The organism is Dysgonomonas sp. 37-18, from assembly GCF_001899125.1.
Lineage (GTDB): Bacteria > Bacteroidota > Bacteroidia > Bacteroidales > Dysgonomonadaceae > Dysgonomonas.
In genome coordinates, this window is the sequence record NZ_MKVC01000032.1 from 50,411 (window position 1) to 74,423 (window position 24,013).

Annotated in this window: 12 protein-coding genes; 6 read left to right on the forward strand and 6 right to left on the reverse strand. The window is 38.9% G+C overall.

Annotation, left to right across the window (positions count from 1 at the left end):
* Positions 1–8: 8 nt before the first annotated feature.
* The 5 genes from BGO84_RS12975 to BGO84_RS12995 form a co-directional block, all read right to left on the reverse strand.
* A complete protein-coding gene (locus tag BGO84_RS12975; protein WP_291029742.1) occupies positions 9–683 on the reverse strand; it encodes a bifunctional 4-hydroxy-2-oxoglutarate aldolase/2-dehydro-3-deoxy-phosphogluconate aldolase in 675 nt (224 codons plus the stop codon).
* Positions 684–845: 162 nt separating this feature from the next.
* The gene (locus tag BGO84_RS12980; protein WP_291029744.1) at positions 846–1,883 is read right to left on the reverse strand and encodes a sugar kinase; all 1,038 of its coding nucleotides are present in this window, start codon (positions 1,881–1,883) and stop codon (positions 846–848) included.
* Between the two features lie 28 nt (positions 1,884–1,911).
* Positions 1,912–3,066 (reverse strand): DUF4861 family protein, encoded by a 1,155-nt coding sequence (locus BGO84_RS12985; RefSeq protein WP_291029746.1) that lies wholly within the window; start codon positions 3,064–3,066, stop codon positions 1,912–1,914.
* 109 nt (positions 3,067–3,175) lie between these two features.
* Positions 3,176–4,582, reverse strand: coding sequence for a glucuronate isomerase (uxaC, locus tag BGO84_RS12990; RefSeq protein ID WP_291029748.1), 1,407 nt, complete (start codon positions 4,580–4,582; stop codon positions 3,176–3,178).
* A gap of 256 nt (positions 4,583–4,838) precedes the next feature.
* A complete protein-coding gene (locus tag BGO84_RS12995) occupies positions 4,839–5,396 on the reverse strand; it encodes a hypothetical protein (RefSeq protein ID WP_291029751.1) in 558 nt (185 codons plus the stop codon).
* Between the two features lie 531 nt (positions 5,397–5,927).
* Here BGO84_RS12995 and BGO84_RS13000 point away from each other — a divergent pair.
* The 6 genes from BGO84_RS13000 to BGO84_RS13025 all read left to right on the forward strand — a co-directional run bounded on the left by BGO84_RS13000 (position 5,928) and on the right by BGO84_RS13025 (position 21,097).
* The gene (locus tag BGO84_RS13000) at positions 5,928–9,098 is read left to right on the forward strand and encodes a TonB-dependent receptor (RefSeq protein ID WP_291029753.1); all 3,171 of its coding nucleotides are present in this window, start codon (positions 5,928–5,930) and stop codon (positions 9,096–9,098) included.
* Positions 9,099–9,110: 12 nt separating this feature from the next.
* Positions 9,111–10,922: a RagB/SusD family nutrient uptake outer membrane protein gene (locus tag BGO84_RS13005; protein ID WP_291029755.1), complete on the forward strand. Its 1,812-nt coding sequence runs from the start codon at positions 9,111–9,113 to the stop codon at positions 10,920–10,922.
* A 12-nt stretch (positions 10,923–10,934) separates the two neighbouring features.
* Positions 10,935–11,639, forward strand: a complete 705-nt coding sequence (locus BGO84_RS13010; RefSeq protein WP_135104511.1) for a DUF3823 domain-containing protein — start codon at positions 10,935–10,937, stop codon at positions 11,637–11,639.
* Between the two features lie 303 nt (positions 11,640–11,942).
* Positions 11,943–14,483, forward strand: a complete 2,541-nt coding sequence (locus tag BGO84_RS13015) for a glycoside hydrolase family 3 C-terminal domain-containing protein (RefSeq protein ID WP_291029771.1) — start codon at positions 11,943–11,945, stop codon at positions 14,481–14,483.
* Between the two features lie 173 nt (positions 14,484–14,656).
* The gene (locus BGO84_RS13020; RefSeq protein ID WP_291029757.1) at positions 14,657–20,218 is read left to right on the forward strand and encodes a discoidin domain-containing protein; all 5,562 of its coding nucleotides are present in this window, start codon (positions 14,657–14,659) and stop codon (positions 20,216–20,218) included.
* A gap of 9 nt (positions 20,219–20,227) precedes the next feature.
* Positions 20,228–21,097: an outer membrane beta-barrel protein gene (locus BGO84_RS13025; protein WP_291029759.1), complete on the forward strand. Its 870-nt coding sequence runs from the start codon at positions 20,228–20,230 to the stop codon at positions 21,095–21,097.
* Between the two features lie 77 nt (positions 21,098–21,174).
* On the opposite strand, the gene BGO84_RS13030 is transcribed toward BGO84_RS13025, so the two are convergent.
* A complete protein-coding gene (locus BGO84_RS13030) occupies positions 21,175–23,706 on the reverse strand; it encodes a hypothetical protein (protein WP_291029761.1) in 2,532 nt (843 codons plus the stop codon).
* Between the last annotated feature and the right edge of the window lie 307 nt (positions 23,707–24,013).

Consider the following 24,013-nt stretch of genomic DNA (forward strand, 5'->3'; position numbering starts at 1 on the left):
AGGTGTTTTTATATTGTTTTTGCTTTAGCTATTATCTCAAGAGCCATCTTACACATTTGCGTTATTCTACCCCAATCTTTCGCTGCGATAATCTCTTTCGGGAATAGGTTTGAACCCATACCCACACAAGTAACACCGGCTTTAAACCATTTCGTCAGATTTTCTTCAGTGGGTTCTACTCCGCCTGTCACCATAATATTCGACCATGGCATCGGAGCTTTTAGGTTCTTCACAAAAGAAGGACCTCCCACATCACCTGCCGGAAAGATTTTTACTACTTCTGCTCCCAACTCTTGTGCATAACCAACTTCGGATACCGATCCGCAACCGGGAATATACGCTACTTGCCTGCGGTTACACACTTTGAAGATATCAGGATTTAATAATGGGCCTACCACAAAGTTGGCTCCAAGCTGTAAAAACAAAGATGCTGTACCGGCATCGACAACCGATCCGATACCCAATATCATTTCGGGGCATTCTTTAGCTGCCCACTTATTAAGCTCTCCGAATATTTCATGCGCAAAATCACCTCGATTGGTGAACTCGAATACTCTTACACCTCCTTCATAACAGGCTTTGAGTACTTGTTTGGAGGTTTCGAGGTCGTTATGATAAAAAACAGGAACCATTCCTGTCTCTGCCATTACTTGACAGGCTTTTATTCTTGAAAATCGTGCCATCTATAGTCGTTTTATTTTAGAATTAAAAGGTATTGTATCAAAGAGCATGAACGAGCAAGCAGGTATGTTTTATATATATATCAATAAAAACAATGGATCGAGTTATCATACCCGCTTGCTGTTCATATTTTAGTTGTTTACTATTTTTTATTTTTTCAATTTTTATCTTGAAACACGACCCGAGCCATCCCCTTTCATCAGGTTTTCTACTTCGGCTACTGTTACAAGGTTATAATCGGCATATATTGTATGTTTCAGACATGATGCTGCAACCGCAAAATCGAGTGCCTTCTGATCGTCAGCAGGGTAGGTGATAAGTCCGTAGATAAGCCCACCCATAAAAGAGTCTCCTCCGCCCACACGATCAACGATGTGTGTGATGTCATATCTTTTCGATTGATAAAGCTTATCGGAATATAAGCAACCTCCCCATGTATTATGGTTTGCATTAATGGATCCACGCAATGTGATAATCACTTTCTTAGCACGTGGAAAGCGTTTCTTCAACTGAGTGCATACCGACTCAAATTCTGCAGCATCCACATCTCCTGCAGTATGTGCTACGTCAAAACCTTCGGGCTTGATACCGAAAACCTTTTCAGCATCTTCCTCATTGCCTAAAATGATATCACAACCTTCAACCAAAGCCGGCATAATATCAGAGGCTGACTTGCCATATTTCCAGAGGTTTTTTCTGTAGTTGAGGTCTGTAGAAACTGTAATACCTTTTTTGTTTGCTATTTTGATCGCTTCCAAGCATGCGTCTGCCGCTCCTTGCGATAGAGCCGGGGTGATGCCTGTCCAGTGAAACCATTGGGCATCTTTAATTACTTCTTCCCAGTCTATCATTCCTGGTTTTATGTCTGCCATAGCAGAATTAGCCCTGTCGTAAATAACTTTCGAAGCACGGGCAACTGCGCCAGTCTCCAGATAATAAATGCCTACACGGTCACCACCTCGTATAATATTCTGAACACCTACATTGTACTTTCTCAGATCAGAGATGCACCATTCTGCTATATCATTCTCAGGCAAGCGAGTTACATAGTCGGTAGGAATACCATAGTTGGATAGTGATACGGCTACGTTGGCCTCTCCGCCTCCAAATGTAGCGTTCAAGCTTGTTGACTGTATAAATCTTTGATATCCGGGAGCACTAAGGCGTAGCATGATTTCCCCGAATGTTACAACTTTCTTCATTGTTATGATTCTAATAATATTCTAGCGTTTAGTTATATTTAATTATCAATGGATGTTTTAACCCTTCTGAAAAGGTTTGGATATATCGCTCAAAATCACTCAACATAGGGAACCCAAATTCAGACCAACCATAACCTGTATAATATGTTACCGGAATGTTGGGTTGTTGGGCTGTAACTCCCAGAACATGAGTTTGTCTTTCTTTTTTGTTTGTTACAGGATTAATTATCTCATACGTGTCTATCTTGCTTTCTGTCATACCTTGAAGAAAAACAAGTCCTAGATATACGCCGGACGTTTTGGGTGTTGTTGGTTCGGCGTAAATAATATAGTTCTTGTCTAGAGAGCTGATAATTGAATCTCCTTTTTCTCGTTTAACAAAGCCCGCAGCTACAGGCATTGTTTCTTTTATGGTGTATGCCTGAATAACTTTTGATAATTGAGAGCCTGCATCTAAAGATATTGTTCTGCTTTCGGCTACTGATTGTGCGTTTATATTCAGGTTATTATAAGTCAGTTTGAACGTTGTGCGCAATGGACCATTATCAAGGAGTTCTTCTGATACAAAGTTTTCGTTCAGCCAAAGTTTGCTGTCTACATAAGGAGACATAGCACCTGCTCCAAGGCTATAGCCTGTCTTGTAATCATTGAGTCCCTCGTTCGGATCTTCTTGATAAGATATTGTTCCAGAGGTATCTTCTTTATACCATTTGTCTATGATAAGGTTATTGGTGCGTTTATACCAGATATTTATACCGTTCCCGGGACTATCTGTTTCAATACCGGCAGGACCATACATACGGAACGCCACACGGTCGTTTTCCCAAACGAAGCCATCTTTATGTCCGGAAAGAAGCCGTCCGAATGTTTTTGCTGTAAAGTGCTGAACCTCGCCTGTTTCTATCATAAATGACTTTGATTCGTTTGCTTTTAGTTGTGGTTGAAAAATAATTTTGCGGTCGTATGTCACTTGCGAAGGTATAATTTCACCTTCGGTCGTTTTAATGATATAAACCAGACTATCTGATACCACAATCCTATTCTTGATGCTATCGATGGGTATTTCTACTAATTCTGTCATCCGATCAAAATCCGTCGGGTTTTCGATCGTAATTATAACATCCTTTTCGGAACAGGCTAATAAGAATATCGTAGATAGTATTATGAGATATAATTTCTTCATTTCTATTGTTTTTTGAGTTTACAATATCTGCTTAAGGTTTAATGTAACTTGTCAGTAGATAAAGTGCCCATATCGTCATCAGTCCGATTTTATATTTTAAGATTGACCTTTAGAATTTAAAGAAGTTTTTGGCATTGTAATACGACACGTCCTCAACCAATTTGCCCAGAAATGGCAATTCGGAATAGGGGAGTAACCCTTGTTCAATATCTGTTCCGATGAGGTTGCATAGTATACGACGGAAATACTCGTGACGAGGGTACGACAAAAAGCTTCGGGAGTCTGTTAACATGCCTACAAAGCGGCTCAGTAGTCCAAGATTTGATAGAGAATTTATTTGAGCTTCCATCCCCGCTTTTTGGTCGAGGAACCACCAGCCCGATCCGAACTGTATTTTTCCTGCAACAGAACCATCCTGAAAGTTGCCAATCATGGTTGCAATCATATCATTATCGCGCGGGTTTAGGTTATATATGATTGTTTTAGTCAATTTGTTGTCAACGTCCAGTCTGTCAAGAAACTTTGACAATGCTTTAGCTACTGTGAAATCGCCAATGGAGTCGAACCCTGTATCTGCTCCTGCTTGCTTAAAGAGGCGCGTATTGTTATTTCGGATAACACCGTAATGAAACTGCTGAGTCCAGCCTTTTTCCCAATCCATGATTGCGCCTTCTACGAGTATGGCAGATTTGAATTTGATGATCTCTTCCTGTGATAGCTCTTTACCTCCATATACTTTGTTGAAAATAGCCTCTATTTCCTTCTGAGTATAGTCTTCGGCATAAAACTCTTCCATACCGTGATCGGAGAGCTTGCAGCCTACACCGGCAAAGAAGTCGTGGCGTTTGCGAAGAGCAGTAATCAAGTCAGTAAAGTTACTGATAGATATTCCCGAAACTTGAGATAGCTTCTCTACATAGATACGAAATACATGAGGCACTTCTACTGCCATTACTTTATCGGGACGCCATGTGGGGAGTACTTTTATAGGAAAGCCTTCATTTTTTAAGGCTACATGATATTCCAATGAATCTACAGGATCATCCGTGGTGCATACAGCCTCAACGTTGTAATGCTTCATCAATCCCCGAGCTGAGAATTCGGGTGTGCGAAGTTTTGCTGTGCACTCATCATATATCTCTTTTGCTGTCTCAGGTTTTAGCAACTTGGTAATACCAAAAGCTGTCTTTAATTCCAGGTGTGTCCAGTGATATAGTGGGTTACGCATGGTGTAGGGTACGGTTTCTGCCCATTTCTCAAACTTTTCCCAATCGCTGGTGTCTTTTCCTGTACAAAATCTTTCGCTAATGCCATTTGTACGCATTGCACGCCATTTGTAGTGATCTCCACTCAACCAGATCTCTCCCAGATTGTCGAATTGATAATCTTCTGCAATCATTTTAGGATCGAGGTGACAATGGTAGTCTATAATAGGCAAGGATTTAGCATGCTCGTGATATAACTGCTGAGCTGTTTCATTTTGCAATACAAAATTGTCATCTAGAAAGTGTTTCATGAGCTTTATGGTTTTATTTTCTTGAATCAGGTTTGCCAGTTAACTTCATTTATTAATTGTGTGCGCACACACAAATTATTGCAAATATAACTATTAATGATAACTAATCAATATGTGTGCGCACACATATTTTATGCTGTGTAGAGTAAATAGCAATATAATAGATTGTTATAAAGTTTTTGAGGGCTGAAAAATGTTTTAAAACATTTATATCGTACCCCTCCGTAGAATATAGTGTACGTAAAATATTAGACGCTTATTCGAATAATTCAGGATACTTCTCTTTGGATATGCAATGAATTTGATTTTTGATCTCTTCGTCTAAAATTGATCCCCATCCCAGTTTGTCAAATTCTTTTTCCAGAGCAAGGCATACTTCGAAGTCTTCTTCTGAGACTTTATATGTTTGTTCGTCTTTATTACCTGATATCGAAATTTCGAAACGGTTGTTCATTACCCACACATGCGCCTTGTATCCGTATATCTCTACGTATTGAGGCTGTTCCAAATCACAGAAGTGTGGTATTACTATTCTAAGTTTGTCCAGATCATCGATAGAATACGATTCTAACGGATCGAAAGCAATTGCTCCTTCGGCCAAGGTATTTAAGGCTACTCCTATCTGCGAAAGTTTAGCAATTAAGTCCTCTCTGTAGTCATATTGGAAGTAAACACAGAACGAATCGCCCTCACAGTTGTGTCCTCCACGCGAACGCATGTAATGGAAAAACTGCAATTGGCGGCACCAGCGAATTATTTCTTCTTTTGTATTGTTCTGAAAAAGCCTTTCTTCCGATATCTTGTCTATATTCATCAATATGTCGTTAATTAGGTTCTAAGATATTATATTTTTTGTTATCAGGAAAGAATTCATAGTCTCTGCTTTACATTCTTTAATTTCTCAAAAGAAGTAATTCTATGAAGCATTTGATTATTTTTGTCTCTATAAATAAGAAGTTAGAAGAGATAAATGCCTTTATTGAATTAAAATGCTCGGATGTTCCTCTCGTATATGATAGCAAGAGACTATACTTAATAATAAAATAGACTGGTTTGAGAAAATTGGTCGGTTTTGGTATTGGTTACTAATGAGAGAGATACAATCATAAAAGGATGCTTAATTCTAATTAAATGCATTTTAATAAATATTTAATACAGAACTAACATTTATTCTTCTGCTTTTTTAAGTACTCCTCTTTTACTTTGACGAACGTTAACGACTAATCATATTTTTATAACCTTAAAAATCTCCTTTTAGTATGTTCTTATTAAACACCTCCTGACTGAGCCTTAAAATTGTAATGAAAATTGTTTAACCGTTTTTTTGAAAAACAATAAATAGATTATGAAAAAATATCAAGAAAAATCAATTCCGAAAGAAAGATTCAGGAACTTGCATACACGGTTTCTATTTCTTCTCTTATTTATGTTTATGTCGCTTTTGGCATATTCACAAACCCAGATAACAAAGGGTACTGTATATGATTCATCAAATGATCCGATCATAGGAGCATCGGTTACCATCAAAGGTACTACAAAAGCAACAATGACTGATGTTGACGGTAAGTTTAGTATCGAAACTTCCCGAAATGATGTACTAATTGTATCATATATAGGATTCAGTAAGAAAGAAGTACCTGTAAATAATCAGAATAATCTGTCTATAATACTAGAAGAAAATCGTCAGGTTTTAGATGAGGTTGTAGTGGTGGGTTACGGAACTCAAAAAAAGACTACCCTTACAGGTGCTGTTTCTGCAATAAATAATAAAGAAATAAGTACAACAAAAAATGAGAGCTTAGTGAACATGATGACCGGGAAGATTCCCGGGGTAAGGGTTGTTCAGAGAAGTTCCGAGCCCGGTAGCTTTAATAACCGGTTCGATATTCGAGGATTAGGAAATCCCTTGGTAGTAATAGATGGTGTGCCGCGCGACGACTTTGCTCGAATGGACCCGAACGAAATAGAGAGTATATCGGTACTTAAAGATGCGTCTGCCGCTATTTATGGTGTACGGGCGGCTAACGGTGTAATCCTGATCACTACAAGAAAAGGAAACTCGGAAGGCAGTAAGTTTGATATAACATATTCGGCTAACTTCGGATTCCAGCAACCTATTGGCTTTCCTAACAGTACTGATGCAATTCAATATATGACATTGAAGAACGAGGCATCAAGAAGAAATTTCAACAATAACTATGTTAACCCTGTACCACTTCCGTACGGAGAGAGTGAGTTTGAAGCTTTCAATAATGGTACTCGTGTTTCATCCGATTGGAGAGGTGCTGTTATGAGAGATATAACTCCTCAGTCTCAACATTCGTTGAATATGGCGGGATCTTCTAAAAATATATCATACTTCTTTAATCTTGGATATATGAAACAAGATGGTATAACCAAGACTAAATATCCGAATTATGATAAGTGGAATGTAAGAGCCAATGTTGATGCTAAGATTACAAGCTTTTTGAGAAGTGAATTCAGGGTAGCGGGTATGATGGACGAACGCAACGATATCAATGGCGGTTCTTGGAACCTGATTAAGAATACATGGTTGGCAAAATCAACAGAGTCGATATATGCCAATAACAATCCACTGTATCCTACAGCCGAAACAGACGAAAACCCGTTGTTGTTGATGGATCCTAACAAGTCGGGATACTTTAATAATAAAGGACGTTCTTTTCAGTCATCTTTGGCATTGATCTTTGATGTACCCGGAGTGAAAGGTCTTTCGGCAAAAGCAATGTATAGCTACGACTATAAAGATAATGACTGGAAGAATTATGTGAGAACATACTCACTTTACAAATATGATACAGGAAATGATACATATAATGAGTATGTGAAAAATACACCGTCTAAAGTTGCACGTGGATTTGGTAAAAATATTTCAAATTTGATGCAGCTGTCTTTAAATTATGACCGTACATTCTTCGAAAAACACAATGTGAAGGCGTTGTTCCTTTATGAAGAAAGTGGTAATGAAGGAGACAACTTCAATGCACAACGTAATCTTTCCTTAGAGGTTTTACACCTGTTTGCGGGTGATGCAGACGGTCAGATTGCAGGTATGGATGCAGGAGGACTTTATGATCAGCAGCGAAAAAGTTTTGTAGGTCGTATTAACTATGATTATGCGTCAAAATATTTACTCGAATTCAGCTTCAGACGTGACGGTTCATCCAAATTTAGTTCAAATGGTCGTTGGGGATGGTTCCCATCTGCATCTGCCGGTTGGAGAATTTCGGAAGAAAAGTTTGTGAAGGAGTTTGAGCCACTATCTTTTATTAATAATCTGAAGATCAGATCCAGCTATGGTGAAATGGGTGATGACGGAGCATTAAATTATCAATTCCTTACCGGATATGATTATCCTTCGGGAGGTGCTGTATTTGGAGGTGAGTTTATTAATGGTATCGGATTCCGTGGTATAGCCAATACATACCTTACATGGTACACCTCTAAGACATTTAATATTGGAGTAGATATCGACCTATGGGATGGTTTACTTGGTTTCCAATATGACTATTTTATCAGAAAAAGAGAAGGGCTGTTTACAGACCGTTTACTTTCACTACCGGGAACTTATGGAGCTAAACTTCCTCAGGAGAACCTGAATAGTGATAAAACAATGGGATATGAGGTTGTTTTGACTCACAGAAATAAAGTTAGTGATTTTGTTTATAATGTTTCTGCAAACATGTCGCTTACTCGTACCAAAAACGACTATTTCGAGCAAGGACGTGCAGGTAACTCATACGAACATTGGAAAGGTAATTACAATAATCGTTACAAAAATATCTGGTGGGGACAAACCTATGGCGGACAATTTACCTCTTACGACCAGATCCTTAATTATGACGTCAATGCAGGCGGAGGAAATCATGCTACATTGCCGGGAGATTATTACTATAAAGATCTGAATGGAGACGGTGTTATTGATGGTTGGGACGAAACTCCTATTGCCACAAGAGAATTGCCTTATATAAATTATGGTATTACTCTGGCTGCTGAATATAAAGGTATAGATATAAATATGCTATTTCAGGGAACAGCTAAGTCGTGGACAAGATATTACGAAATGTTAAATGTGCCATTAGCGTTTGATAAGAACACCTTAGATTTCTTTATGGATCGTTGGCATCCGACAGATCCTAATGCCGATGTTTATGATCCGAATACAGAATGGACTTCAGGATTCTTCCCGATGACAGGTAACGGGTCGGCATGGGGCGAAGGTACAAGAGCAGTTCAGAATGCGGCATATTTGCGTCTGAAGTCTATAGAGCTTGGCTATACATTGCCTAAAAAACTGACAACAAAGGTTGGGGTAAGCAATGCCCGCATCTATGTAAATGCTTATAACCTGTTTACTCTTACAGGCTTGAAATATATCGATCCGGAGCATCCGGGCGGAGGAGCAGATGCTAATGATAAACCCGAAAATGACTTATATGGCTATATGTATCCATTAACTCGTACATATAATGTCGGCTTTAGTCTTACTTTTTAAAGATATACTATTATGAAAAAATTAAAATATTTATTATTGGCTTTGGTTGTTGGAGGATTCTTTGCTTGTAACGATCTCGAAGTTGATCCCCCTAATATATTGACTGATAAAGATATCTTCAACTCAGAATCGGGTGTAACAGCCTACTTGACACGTTTGTATAGTGAGTTGCCCATTGAGGACTTCAAATATAACAGAACAGAAGGCTTTAATAAGTTTACAGCTTTCTGGGGATTAGGAGCAAATACAGGAGAATGGCTTCAGGCAAATGATTTCAGACAGTGGGATATAAATGGGAATGGCTTTGGTTACTGGCCTTATTCAGATATTCGTAATGCAAATTATTTTCTTAAATACTTGGGAGAATATGCTTCAAAGTATACCGAAGAGCAAGTGAATGCGTGGTTGGCTGAGGCTCGTTTTTGTCGGGCATACTATTACTTTGGAATGGTAAAACGCTATGGTGGAGTGCCTATCGTAAAAGAATTGCAATCATATCCTGAACAATCCATTGAGGAGCTGAGAGTTCCGAGAGATAAGGAAGAAGCTGTCTATGATTTTATTAGCGAAGATTTGCAATGGGCTGTCGATCACTTACCCGAAAGAAGCGTATCCGGCAGAGCTAATAAATATGTTGCAGCTGCATTGAAATCCAGAGCTATGTTGTTTGCCGGTTCTATCGCCAAATATGGCAAAGATTACTTTGTAGGAACTCCTGCTCACGATGCCGGATTGGTTGGTATACCTGAAGGTAGAGCTACAGATTATTTTAAGCAGAGTTACGATGCCGCTAAGTTGCTTGAAGGTCATTATGATCTGTATCAAAAAAATTCGGATTTGGTGCAAAACTATGTAGATGTATTCTTGGATACGAATAGCCCCGAAAACGTGTTTATAAAAGACTTCGTTTATATGGACAATGTAGAGGGATCACGTCACAGCTGGGATGCATTTGCTTCACCACGGTCTAGTTCGAGTAGCTATGCGGGTGCTCTTTGCCCTACATTGGATGTTGTTGAAATGCTTGGAGAAGTAAAGGTAAACGACACGCAAGGCAATCCTATAAAATTCAATGCAAGAGAAGATCTGTTGACTACTTTAGCTCCACGTCAGAGAGCAATAGCCCTCTTCCCGGGAGAAGTTTTCAGAGGAAAAGTGGTTGATGTTCAGGCAGGACTCTATGAGAATTATAGCCTTACAGCAGAGCCGATAAGAACCAATGATATTTATGCAAAATATAAAGCGACCAATGGTAAAGAATACAACATTATAGGGTATGATGGTATTGGTACAGCTGCATCGCCATCCAGTCCTACTGGCTTGCACATGAGGAAGTACAACAATTATAAAGTAAGTGTTGCTGAAGCAAATCTTTGGAAGTCTACCCAAGCGTGGATTGATATCCGCTATGCAGAGGTACTCCTTAATAGGGCAGAAGCTGCATTTGAATTGGGAACAGGCGAAATGAAAGCAGAAGCTTTGGCTCAGATCAACAAGATAAGAAGCAGGGGTGGCGACAACTCGTTAAACCTTTCTGAATTGACAATAGATAAAATCAGAACAGAGCGTCAATGTGAATTAGCCTTCGAAAACCAGACTTGGTGGGATTTGCGTCGTTGGAGAATAGGTGAACAAATAAGAGAGAAACGCTACCATGCCCTTTATCCATATTATATCATCAATGAGAATAAATGGATATTTAAGAAGGCGGAAGAGCCTCATCGTACAGGGTACACATTCAATATAATACAATATTACGAACCTATACCTGGTGGTGAAATAGGTAAGAACCCTAATCTATTACCGAATAATCCACTATATTAAAAATCAGGAGTTATGAAAAAGATATTTAAATATTTATTCTTCATCACAATCGCATTCACTGTTACATCTTGTATGACAGATATTGATGATTTTGATTCACCGAAAGAAACGCTCAAAGGAACTGTTTATGACAAATTTACGGGAAAACCGATGATGACCGAAACAGGGCATATGCGTATCAAGCTCGAAGAATTGAGCTGGAGTGATACTCCAACCCCTCAATACTTTGGGAATAAGCAGGATGGGACATATTTCAATTCCATGATTTTCAAAGGACACTACAGAGTTACTTTAGAAAATGGCCCTTTTGTTCCCATCGATCCGGTAGAAATAGATATCAAAGGTACAGTAACTCAAGATTTCACAGTTGAACCATATTTACATCTCGAAATAACAGATATCATTCAGAATGGAACTTCTGCTACTGTCAAGTTCAAGATTTCGAGCGAGGTGGATATGTATCAGGTTACCGATGCGAAGGTTTTTGTAAACAATACATCCTTTGTGGGTAATGGTGCATACATAAGCGATTACGGACGAAATGAACTAGACCTGAAAGGTATGACTAATGCTACGATCTATGCAACCGAGCATTCTATGACTATCGACGGGCTTAAGTCGGGACGCAAATTCTACCTCAGAGCCGGAGCACGTGTTGCAGATCCTATCGTAAAGGGATATAATTATTCTGAGATTAAAGAAATAACAATACCATAATGATTATAAGAGGCTGTCATGAGAAGTTCAAAAATCACTTCTCAGACAGCCTTAAAAAAATAGAAAAAGTTATAGATGGGAGTCGATGTATATAATGATGTAGATTTAGGTAAAAAAGGTTGAAGTAACAACGGTACAGAAGTATACAAAATATATTTTCTCTGTATCGTTGTTTTAATCAAATAAATAGACCGAAACCAAATAAGCTCTGATACTTTCTGTTTATAAAACTATTTAACAAATAATTCAACATTATAAAGCATGATATTTTTTAGAAAACGTTATGGTAAACTACTGTTTATCATGTGGCTTGTACTTGTTAGTCATATCCCATTATGTGCACAGCAAGAGCAATTATTCAGAGACGAAAGAGCTCCTATGCACGATCGTATCATAGACTTATTGTCAAAACTAACGATAGAAGAAAAAATAAGCCTTCTTACCGCCACTTCGTCCGGTATTCCGCGTTTAGAAATTCCTAAATACTATCATGGAAATGAGGCTCTGCATGGAGTGGTACGCCCCGGACGGTTCACCGTTTTTCCGCAAGCTATAGGACTTGCCAGCATGTGGAATCCAGAGTTGCATTATCAGATAGCAACAGCCATTTCTGACGAAGCACGTGCGAGATGGAATCAACTGGAGCAAGGTAGGCTTCAAAAAGAACGCTTTACAGACCTTCTTACATTTTGGTCTCCTACCGTGAATATGGCTCGTGACCCACGTTGGGGGCGTACTCCCGAAACCTATGGCGAAGATCCTTATTTGTCGGGCGTTTTAGGTACTGCATTTGTAAAAGGCTTGCAGGGAGACGATCCTACTTATTTGAAGATAGTAGCTACTCCAAAACATTTTGCTGCAAATAACGAAGAACATAATCGTTTTACGGCGAATCCTCAGATATCGGAAAGGCAATTGAGGGAATATTATCTTCCTGCCTTCGAAATGTGTGTAAGAGAAGGGAAATCAGCGTCCATCATGTCGGCTTACAATGCCATTAATGATGTTCCGTGTACGGCAAACCCTTGGTTGTTGACCAAAGTTTTAAGGAACGATTGGGGATTTAACGGATATGTTGTTTCAGACTGTGGAGGTCCAAGCCTTCTGGTTTCGGCGATGAAATATGTAAAGACAAAAGAAGCCGCAGCAACACTTTCAATCAAAGCCGGACTTGATCTCGAGTGTGGCGATGATGTATATATGCAACCTCTTTTGAATGCATACAATCAGTATATGGTTTCGCAAGCTGACATCGATTCTGCTGCATACAGAGTGCTGCGGGCACGTATGAAATTAGGATTATTTGATGATCCTGATCATAACCCGTACAGCAAAATATCGCCTTCGGTGATAGGTTCAGAAAAACACAAAGAACTGGCTCTCGAATCCGCACGTCAGAGTATTGTCTTGTTGAAAAACAAAGACAAGGCATTACCATTAAATCCTAAAAAGATAAAATCAATAGCAGTTGTAGGTATAAATGCCGGTAATAGTGAGTTCGGAGATTATAGCGGTATTCCCGCCAATGCCCCCATCTCTATACTGCAAGGAATAAAAGATCAGGTAGGGAAGGATGTGAAAGTCGTATATGCACCATGGAAATCTGCTGCCGATGGAAAAGAAATGATATCTGCGTCTTATTTTCCACAAGGATTGAAATCGGAATATTTTACAAATATGGAACTATCGGGTACACCGAAGGTGCGTACCGAGGAATGGGTAAATTTTGAGCCTGCTAATCAGGCTCCCGATCCCTTTATTCCGCCTTTTCCATTATCTATCCGTTGGACAGGGAAACTCAAACCCACCGTGTCGGGAAATTATACATTGTACTATACAGCCGATGATGGTTCTCGTCTTTTCATCAATGGAGAAAAACTCATAGATGCTTGGCAAGAAAGGAGCATTGCTACAGATTCGGTTACTTACTATTTTGAAGCAGGGAAGGAGTATGATCTTAGAGCTGAATATTTTAATAATCGCGATAATTCTATTGCTAAGCTTTACTGGAAAATACCAACTATAGGCACACAACAGCGACTTGATATGTATGGCGAAGCGGGTAAAGCAGTTCGCGAGTGCGAGCAGGTAGTTGCTGTATTAGGTATCAATAAAACGATAGAGAGAGAAGGACAAGACCGATACGATATACACTTGCCTGCTGATCAGATGGAATTTATACAGGAAATCTATAAAGTGAATCCAAATATTACGGTTGTATTGGTTGCAGGAAGTTCTCTTGCAATCAACTGGATGGAAGACAAAATTCCGGCGATTGTTAATGCTTGGTATCCCGGCGAACAGGGAGGAAAGGCTGTAGCCGAGGTATTATTTGGTCGTTATAATCCCGCCGGAAGACTACCTCTTACATACTATAGCAGCTTGAATGAAGTTCCTGCTTTTGATGATTATGATGTAACCAAAGGAAGGGGCTATCAGTACTTCAAAGGGAAACCCTTATATCCTTTCGGATATGGTCTAAGTTATACATCTTTCGTATATAAGAATCTTAGACTGACCGAAAATAACGAATTCGTAAATCTGGTTTTCGACCTGAAGAATACCGGTAAGATGGATGGTGATGAAGTTTCGCAGGTATATGTAAAGTTACCCGAAACAGGAGTAATAATGCCTATTAAAGAATTGAAAGGTTTTAAAAGAAGCTTTATAAAGAAAGGAGAAACAAAGAGAATTGAAATTGAAATCAAAAAAGAACAGTTGAGATATTGGAATGAAGAGTTGGGAAAATTTGTAGTTCCTGAAGGAGTATATGAATTTATGGTTGGAGCGTCTTCTTCCGATATCAGGTTATCTGAAAAGTATAATCTAATGCCATCGAAATAGATTTCAGCAGCTTCTTTTCATCTTCAGAAAGCACTGATTTCTTAGAAAAACTGTTGAAGAGCTTATTGTCGTAAACAATTAAAGTGGTCGGCTCGAAACGTAACCGTTAGAGCCGTCTACACGCTCTTTATATGCCTATATAATCTAATTTTTTATCAAAAACATTATCAATCATGGAAAATTCTTCACATTACAGAGTGTTTACAAGACAATCTCTTGTTTGGATTATACTCTTTATTTTTGGAGTGTATAGTCCATTGTACGGACAATCGTGGAAGGCCTCGGGGGCGGATCAGTATCCTAAATTAGAAACTTTTGTTTCCGCCTTATCGGCTACCGATAGAGGTATTGTGGGTGACGGAGTCACCGATAATACAGCTGCGATACAAACAGCTTTAAACGACATAGCAACATGGGGTGGAGGTGCTCTTTATCTGCCCGATGGCAAATATGTAATCAATGGCGGACTGATAATTCCTAAAGGAGTTATTCTCCGTGGCGATTGGAAAAAGCCTGTGAAAGGAGAGCCGATAGGTGGTACGATCCTTATGGGATTTGCCGGTAGGGGCGATGTGAATGGCTCGCCTTTGCTCACTCTCGAATCTGCATCGGCTGTTATGGATATCGCTATTTGGTATCCCGAACAGAACCCCGATAATATAGTTGCATATCCCCCATCTATTTTGTTCGGAAAACCCGGCTATTGGGGTAATGACTTTGCGAATGCAAAGAACGTGACATTTGTAAATTCATATATCGGGCTCATGTATTCGAGAACAAATACAGGCGGCTGCCCTATTGTAAATGGAATGTATGGAACACCGCTTTCGGTAGGTGTAGAAATAGATAATATAGGTGATGTAGGGCGAATTGAGAATATCGATTTCTCACCAAGTTATTGGGCCTCATCAGGGTTGACAGGCTCTCCTGCTGCCGGAAGCGCTTTTGCAAACTGGATATACGAGCATGGGACAGGAATCGTAATGCGCAGGAACGACTGGTCGTATACTACGTATGTTCATGTAGAAAAATACAATAAAGGAATACTATTGGGCTATTCGATGTCGGCAGGCAGCGAAGGTTTTACTCCAAACGGACATTATTATGATTTGACGTTTAAGGATTGTAAAACAGCTGTCTATGCAGAAGCTGTGAATGATGTAGGTCTCTTGTGTTCTAACCTGAAAATACAAAATTGTGAAACCGGATTTTCTTTCAGACCGAATACAGGCGGAGTATTTCAGATACAAGCTTCTCAGATTGAAGCTACCTCCGAGGCTATTTCAGTGGATAAATCATCGGGGACAAAAATTTTGTTGAATCAGTCGTTAGTAAGCAAAGGTGCAATCAACATCGGCGGAGGTTCGCTTGTTGCCAATAATAATGATTTCAACAATGATAAGCCGCAGATAACTATTGGTATTGCTGCAAGGTCTATTTTAAATGGAAATCGTTTCTCGAAAGAGGTTGATATCAAGAATAAATCTATTCTCGAAAATGTAATAGACCATACGCCTGTTTCTATGGCACAAGTACCAAGCTTTGAAAAAATACAGGATCAGAGCAGAAAGCCATCGAGAGAAATGCTTTACAATGCTGCGGCTGCACCATACAATGCTATAGGAAACGGGACAACCGATAATACGAATGCCATACAAACAGCCTTGAATCAGGCCGGAACTGATGGCGGAGGGATTGTTTTTCTTCCTCCGGGTAAGTATAAAGTCTTGGGACACCTGACAATTCCTTCGGGGGTAGAGCTAAGAGGGGCATCTGATATTCCTTCTTCTCCACTTGGCAAAGGTAGTATTATAGAAGCTTATGCAGATAAAGGCAATCCGAACGGAACTCCATTTATTAAATTGTCTTCAAATAGCGGTATTCGTGCACTGGCATTTAATTATCCCGAACAGGATGCACGTTTACTACCTAATATGCCATCATATCCTTATTGTATACAGGCTACAGGAGCTAATACGTATGTTATAAATATAGGGGTAAGGGCTACAGATAAATTTCTCGATTTGTTTACTTACAAATGTGATAATCATTTTGTAGACTATGTCATGGGACATGTGTTTACATCCGGGGTAAAGATCGGTGGCAACTCCAAAGACGGGATTGTACAAAATGTACATGTGAATGTAAACGCTTATGCCTACGGTGGCGAATCGAAATGGGGAAGCTGGCCAAATTCTCCTAATCCGAGTAGTGAAGGAAATCTCATCGACGCTTCTTACGTGCATGGAACAAATCATCTTCAGTTTTTAGAGGTGGGTTCGTGTGAAAACTTACGCTTATATAACGACTTTATCTTTGGAGGGCATAATGGTTTTATCCTGAATGACAATGCCAAAGGCTCATCTTTAGGATTGGGTATAGACGGTAGTATAAGTGCATTCAAGGTAGTTGGAAGCGGAATCGAGTCTTTTGATCTTATCAATACCCAGATCGTTGCTTTTGGTAGCGATAGCCGATATATTGAAACAAGCCCGAACTTTACAGGGAAGGTTACTTTCTTTAATTCAGACTATTGGGGAAATCCAACAAAAGGCCTTGCATTGTCGGGAGGAAAGGTAGAAATGCAAACAGCACACTTCCATCATCCGGGACAAACAGGATTGGCTTCATTAGCTTCCGGCTCAGAGTTGAGCCTTCAGGCTTCATCTGTTATGCCTGTCAACAACCTTTTGATAGGTGGAGGAGAAGCAGGATTGTCAGTCGTTTCATCGATAACAAACTCTTCGGGAATTAATACTGCCAATGTGAAACTTTGGAAAAATAACCTTGCCCATTCTCCAAAGCTGTCAGGCGAAAATGTTTACGACCGTACAGGCTGGTCGGCTTCTGCATCGAATAATACAAATGGCGCAAGAAACGCATTGGATGGTAATCCTGCTACCCGATGGGATACTGAAGCGGTTCAAGCTCCGGGGCAATGGTTCTTGGTAGATATGAACGAAGAAAAAGATATTGATGCTATTATTCTTGATTATTCAGCCAGCTCGGGAGATTATCCTGTAGGTTATGAGATTCTCGTGTCAAGCGATGGGGCTTCGTGGAATAGTGTAGCTACAGGAAAAGGGAATAGCAACATGTTGTTTGTTATCCTAGACCAAACAGTAAAAGGACGATACATAAAAATAAACCAAACCGGATCGAAAGACTTGTACTGGTCAATCCACGAATTTTATGTTTATAAGTCTGAAGAAGTAGCCGAGGAAGTTCCTCTGGATATGACAGGATGGATTGCTTCTGCATCGAATAATACGAATGCGGCTCAGAATGCAATAGATTATAATGATGAAACCCGATGGGATACAGAAGCTCTTCAAGCTCCGGGACAGTGGTTTATGGTAGATATGAGAAAAGAACAGGAGTTTGATAAATTGGTGTTGGACTGTACCAAAAGTCCGAATGATTTTCCTGTTTCTTACGAAGTATATGTCTCTAATGACGGTACAACATGGGGAAGCCCTATACATACAGGTAATGGCAGCCCGAATAGCTTTATTATAAAGTTTGAGTCGCAGAAGTACAGATATATCCGCATTGTTCAGACAGGAACTAATCCGGGTGGTTACTGGTCGATACATGAATTTAGGGTATATAACACAAATGCAACGACTCCGATCTCCAACTCTCACAACTATGAGCATTACATCATGTACGGACAAAGCTTGTCTACAGGGCATGAATCGGATAAGCTGTCTACCGATAACCTTGATGGAAACTATATGATAGGAAGCCAAGTCTGGATAAACTATGGAAATCAGGCACTAAACACATTGAGCCCTTTAGTAGCTACCGAATATGGTACAGCTTTGGGTGAGAGTCCGTTGCACGGAGCTGTCAATCATTTACGTAAGCAAGTTCCGTTAATGCATGATGCTACGGGTAAAGAGAATCGTATTTTGGCAACATCGAGTGGAACAAGTGGAAAGAATATAGAAGAGCTTTCGAAAGAATACCAAGGCTCGGAAGTATTATATAATAATTATATCACAGCTCTGGAAAAAGCAAAAACGATTATTGACAGAACCAACAGTACTATTTCTTGTCCGGCTATCATATTCATGCAAGGAGAATTCAATTATTACAACGAGTATGGTACAGGACTTGATGGACACGAGGGGACTGCATCGGGAGATAAAGCGACATATAAGAATTTACTTATGACGCTAAAAAATAATATGCAAGCAGATGCTAAAGCACATTATCAGCAGGCTGACAATCCGGTTTTCTATACCTATCAGGCAGGAGCTCAATATACAAAAGGTAGAAGCTTAGAAATAGGAATGGCGCAACTCGAAGCTGCGAATGCAAATAGTGATATTATATGTGTTGGACCCATCTATCCGATGACAGACGTTGGAGGGCACTTGGATGCAAATGGTTACCGTTGGTATGGCGAAATGATAGGGAAGGTGATATATAAAACGAAGGTTTTAGGTGAAACTTTTACACCACTGCAACCAATAGAAATCTCTCGTATTGAAGGAAATCAAAAGCAAGTACGTATAAAATACATTGCTCCGAAGCTGCCATTGGTACTTGATAACAAAACCTTATTAGAAATGCCTAATTATGGATTTAACATTTATCTGAACGATGTAGAGCAAAGCATTCAGAACGTAGTGATAGACGGATCGGAACAGGATTGTGTCCTTATTACTTGTGCCAATAACCTGGATGGAGCTATCGAGGTTACTTATGCGGGTGTAGATGCTACATTGTCAGGGCGAAACTTGCGAGGACATGGAAATCTGCGCGATAGCGATGACTATCAGGCATTCTTCAATTACGAACATAAAACATGGAACAATTCTCCTACTACAAGTGGAGAACCAATGGATGCTTCAGGGAATGTTATTGATGGAAAACATTATCCATTATATAATTTTAGTGTTGCTTTCTACTACAAGTTAGATGCAGACAAGGATAAATATATTGTTCCTAACCTGAGCGATATGTATTCAGATACCGACATAAGCTCGCTGAAAGTAAATGGCGATGATTGGGATATTGAGAATACTTATGTCTTAGATTGTGGTTCCTCAGCGGATAAGATCGATGTGGCCGTTATTCCTGCTACCGGAGCCATAGTAAGTGGAGGCAAGTCTTTCTCTATGGATGTGAAAAAGCCGGGTTTGTATGAGAAGGTTATCACAGTAACTGCCGCAGATGGTATAGCAAGCAAAAGCTATACGCTGAAAGTAGAAGTGCCAATTCCTTTCAATAGTATAGTAGTACAGAAGTGGAACAATATTTTAGCTGTTAATAATAATGCGGCTACAAATGGAGGTTACGTTTTCAAAGATTACCAATGGTTTAGAAATGGAGAAAAGATTGGAACCAACAAACAATATTATTCTGCCGGAGGTAAAGAAACCGACATTCTCGATAAAGCTGCTTTGTATTCTGTAAGGATGACGACAGCAGACGGGAAAAGTTTTTCTACCTGTCAGGGAAGTGCACTCCTTAAGAGTTCGTCAACAAAGGTATATCCTAATCCGGTGAATGCTTTAGAAGTAATCAGTTTGGAAACAGATCTGGATGAGGATATGTTGAAAGGGGCAAAACTACAAGTATACACTATTGCGGGAAGTTTAGAAAAATCAATTCCTGTGGTAGGTAAAGTAACGCCGTTTACACTATCCAAAGCAGGAACATTTATAGTAAAACTTCGAACAAAGAGTGGCTTTGAAGAAGAGTTTAAGATAATAGCAAAATAAGTATAATGTATGAAAATCAAGAAAATTACAGTTCTGTTGGCTATGGCATTACTTATCAGTTCTGCCATACGCTCGCAGGATAACAAACATGAAGTGTTTTTCTCTGCAACGGGAGGAATATCTTCATTGAAATATAAAATAAATGAAGGAGATAATAAGCTGGCGTTTGGTTCTTCTGTTGGGGTGGGTTACAATTACTTTCTCTCAGAAAACTGGGCGTTGAATACCGGGCTCGAATTATCTTTTATGAACTCGAAAGGACTTATGGATAATATCTCTGATGAGTATAATGCTATAGATGCCAATAACGATGAATTTCGATTTGCATATTCCATTCATTCGGTTGAAGAGAAGCAGAATGCTATATTCCTGAATATACCTCTTATGGTTCAATTCCAACAATCTGTATCGAAAGGTTTTTATGCTGCCGTTGGAGGGAAAATAGGAATACCGGTCAGTGGAAAATATACAACTACTCTTTCCAATTTGTCTACTACTGCTTATTATGCCGACATTGATCTTCTTATCGATAAAGATAATGAAGTAAATGGTATAGGTCATTTTGCAGGGGCAGAGAAAAAAGCTGATTTGGATATGAAGCTGTCTTTTATGTTATCTGCCGAGGTTGGAAATAAATGGAGGCTTACCGATAAGCTAGCTCTTTATTCGGGTGTATACTGTGATTACGGACTTAACGATGTGCGGAAAAACAAAGAAAAGAGTTCTTTGTTGGGGTATAATAAGCAACATCCATCCGATTTCGAAGTAAATAGTATAACTGCATCAAAGTATCTTAAAGCAGAGGGCACAAAAGTGCTTACCGAAAAAATGTATCCAATATCTATTGGAGTGAAATTAAAATTAGCATTTGCTTATTAATATTCACAAATGTAAAAGAGGCTGCCTGAGAAGTAATTTTCAGGCAGCCTTTTCTTTATAGTATTTTTATCCTTACACTAATTACTGCTGATAATCTGAGCCAGAGATACTTGATATTTTTCGCCTAACAGCGTTGCATACTCTTTGCAAAAACTGTTATATGTACTTTTAGCGAGACTTTTTTTACCTTGTTTGTAATACACCCTGCATTTCGCAAAAAGAGCTTCCTCATTAAGTGTATCAAATAAGAAAATCAGGTTTGATGCCTTAAGAATAGCGTTGGCTTTTCCTGAATTAATTTCACGTAGAAGTATGCCCAATAAAAAGTCGATTGCAAAATCTGAATATGTGGCTTTAAGAGAGTCCAGCCATTCTTCTTGAGTGAAAGGTAAGAGCTGTCCATAACCTAATAGTTCCAATAGCTTGGACTCGGAATCCGTATCTTCCATTATTGCCTTTTGCGGTAGCCTCATGTATTTAAGTACCTCAAGATAATCGCAAATAGAGTTGTCTTCAATGGCTATCTTCCAGAAGCTATTGTTGTTTTGTACTTGCACATTCCCAATCTTTTCTAGCACCTGATTCAGTCGATTCATGGATACATTTCTGTTGTTTCTTGCCGATTTTTCATCTTTGTCGGGCCATATCAGACTATCTATCACTTTACTGTTTATACCGGGGCCATTTTCACTATTTAAAATTATAGCAAGTACCAGACTTTTTAGTGTTGGAGTGAAGAGATCTGTAATATCTTTACCCTCAGAGTCCTTTACATTGAAAAAACCGAGTAGAGAAATAGCCTGACGAGAACGATCGTAATATATTTCATCGTTATTGATCAGGGATTCATCTTCTGTAAGATCATCCGTTAATGAGAAAGCGGAATGAATAGATTTTTCTTTCTTCTTTCTCATTCTTATATAAATGGTGTATCCTGCGACTAAGCATATCACAGCGAAAGCTGCTGCAATATATATTGTTTTAGACTCATTTGACTCGGAGGTTTTAGCCGATTGCAATATTTGGCCAGATGCTATAGGCGGATATGCTATGCTATACAGATCGATTTCTGAATTGCCTCTTTTGTAATCCTTACAGAATAGAGCGTACAGTTTGTTCTCTTTTTCGGGCTTCATCAGAGTCGAAAAATTGTAGTCAGCATTCAATTCCAAAGAGTCTATATAGGCCAATTCTTCAATTACAGGTTTTTTTCTAGCCACCTTTAGCAATATTTGTTTTCCAAGAGCTTTTGATATAACTAAAAATGAATCCTCTTCCTTGTTATAGATCATATTTCCACATGGCAGAAAATGATTAGAATTATTATATTCCCAGCATAGAGATACTTTCATTGTTTTCAGGTCGATAGCATAAAGATCGGCGGTAATGATAGAAGTCAATTCCTGTTTTCCGCTTTGGTTTCCTTCTCCTCCATAAATGTACAATGTATCGCCAACTATTGCCGATGCCGACGAATAGCGAGGGGAAATTACATTTAGTTGTTGGGTATTCCATTCATTGGTGGCGGGATTGATCACGGTCAAATCGTTTTTATATCGATAGAACCCATAGCCGCCGAATGTAATTATTGAGGAATTTGAATTCCACAAAGCGGACGTGTGATGCCAATACGACGGCTCTAAAGCAGGTGCACGGTTGCTGCTCCATGTTTTATTTTCGAAAGAAAAAACAGATATAAACTTTTCCTCCAGATTATACGAAATCAGTTCATTCTTTTTAGGGTTAAAAACAACATGATTCGTATTTATATTGGCAGGCCTTCCAGATTTTACATATATAGTATCTTGCTGGTTGGTGATTACATTGTAAGAAATAATCTGTTTATTGTCAGGAATAAAATATATAATACCTCTTCCTGCATCGAATGCATACTGTATATATGTTTTATTATTTGTAGATAATGAAAAATGCTTAGTCCAGTTGGCGTAAGAGTCTATTATCCAGTCGGGGCTCATTACTGTGGCTTGGGCTTGTTTCAGATCATCATAGCATTCGGTCTTATTGTGCTGCTTTAGAATCCAATGCCTGAATAATTTATCTCCATGCGATAGCTTAATATCCTTTATGATCATCGGCGGAACTTCTTCCGTTGAAAAACCTGTAAGGTTTGACTTCCCGAAACAGATAATGGCTTCCTTCCAATCTCCTTTCTTTAATGTCAAAGTTTTGGAAAAATCTTTATACTTTATTTTTAGTGATTGATCTTTGTTTGATATCGTTATTGCTACGTGAAACCATTCGTTTAGTTTGAGATCTGTTAGTATGGGGATAATTTCATCATTAATTACCATGATTGGAAAATTTCCACTATTGCCCGAACTAAATCCGAGAGTTACTGAGGATTTCGATTCACTGATTATTTTTACAGTAGAGCCATATAGTATAGATGTATTCTCATATTTCAAATCAAACTCCAGAGTCAATTCGTCTTTGATGTCGATATAGTTTCCGTTTTCCAAAAGCAATCCTGTCCGGTCTGCTGCTAATACCTCGTACGATTTAAATCTTAATCCGTACTCAGAATTATCTGATATGCAGGGTTGGACAATATTGAATAACAGGAGAAATAGGGCGAGTGTGTATTTCATGGAAGCTTTTATTTAAAAAGGTCTTTGTGTGAACAATACAACCAATAAGTAACATACAAAATTAATGATTTTTTTCATGATAAGTTATGAGAACTTTATAATAAGTGATTTAAAAAATAAAGGAATACGGGAGTTTCTATAGCTTTTATCTTTAAAGAGCATTTTAACTGAATTTTAATTCTTAATTAATAGGTGTGCTTATGTAAATTTAAGTATCTCCCTTTTTTTTTGTAGTAAAGCAAAAAATATCATGAAATATGCCTTCGTCTCTTGTCTTGATTGGGGAGATGTATTCGCCTAACGAATT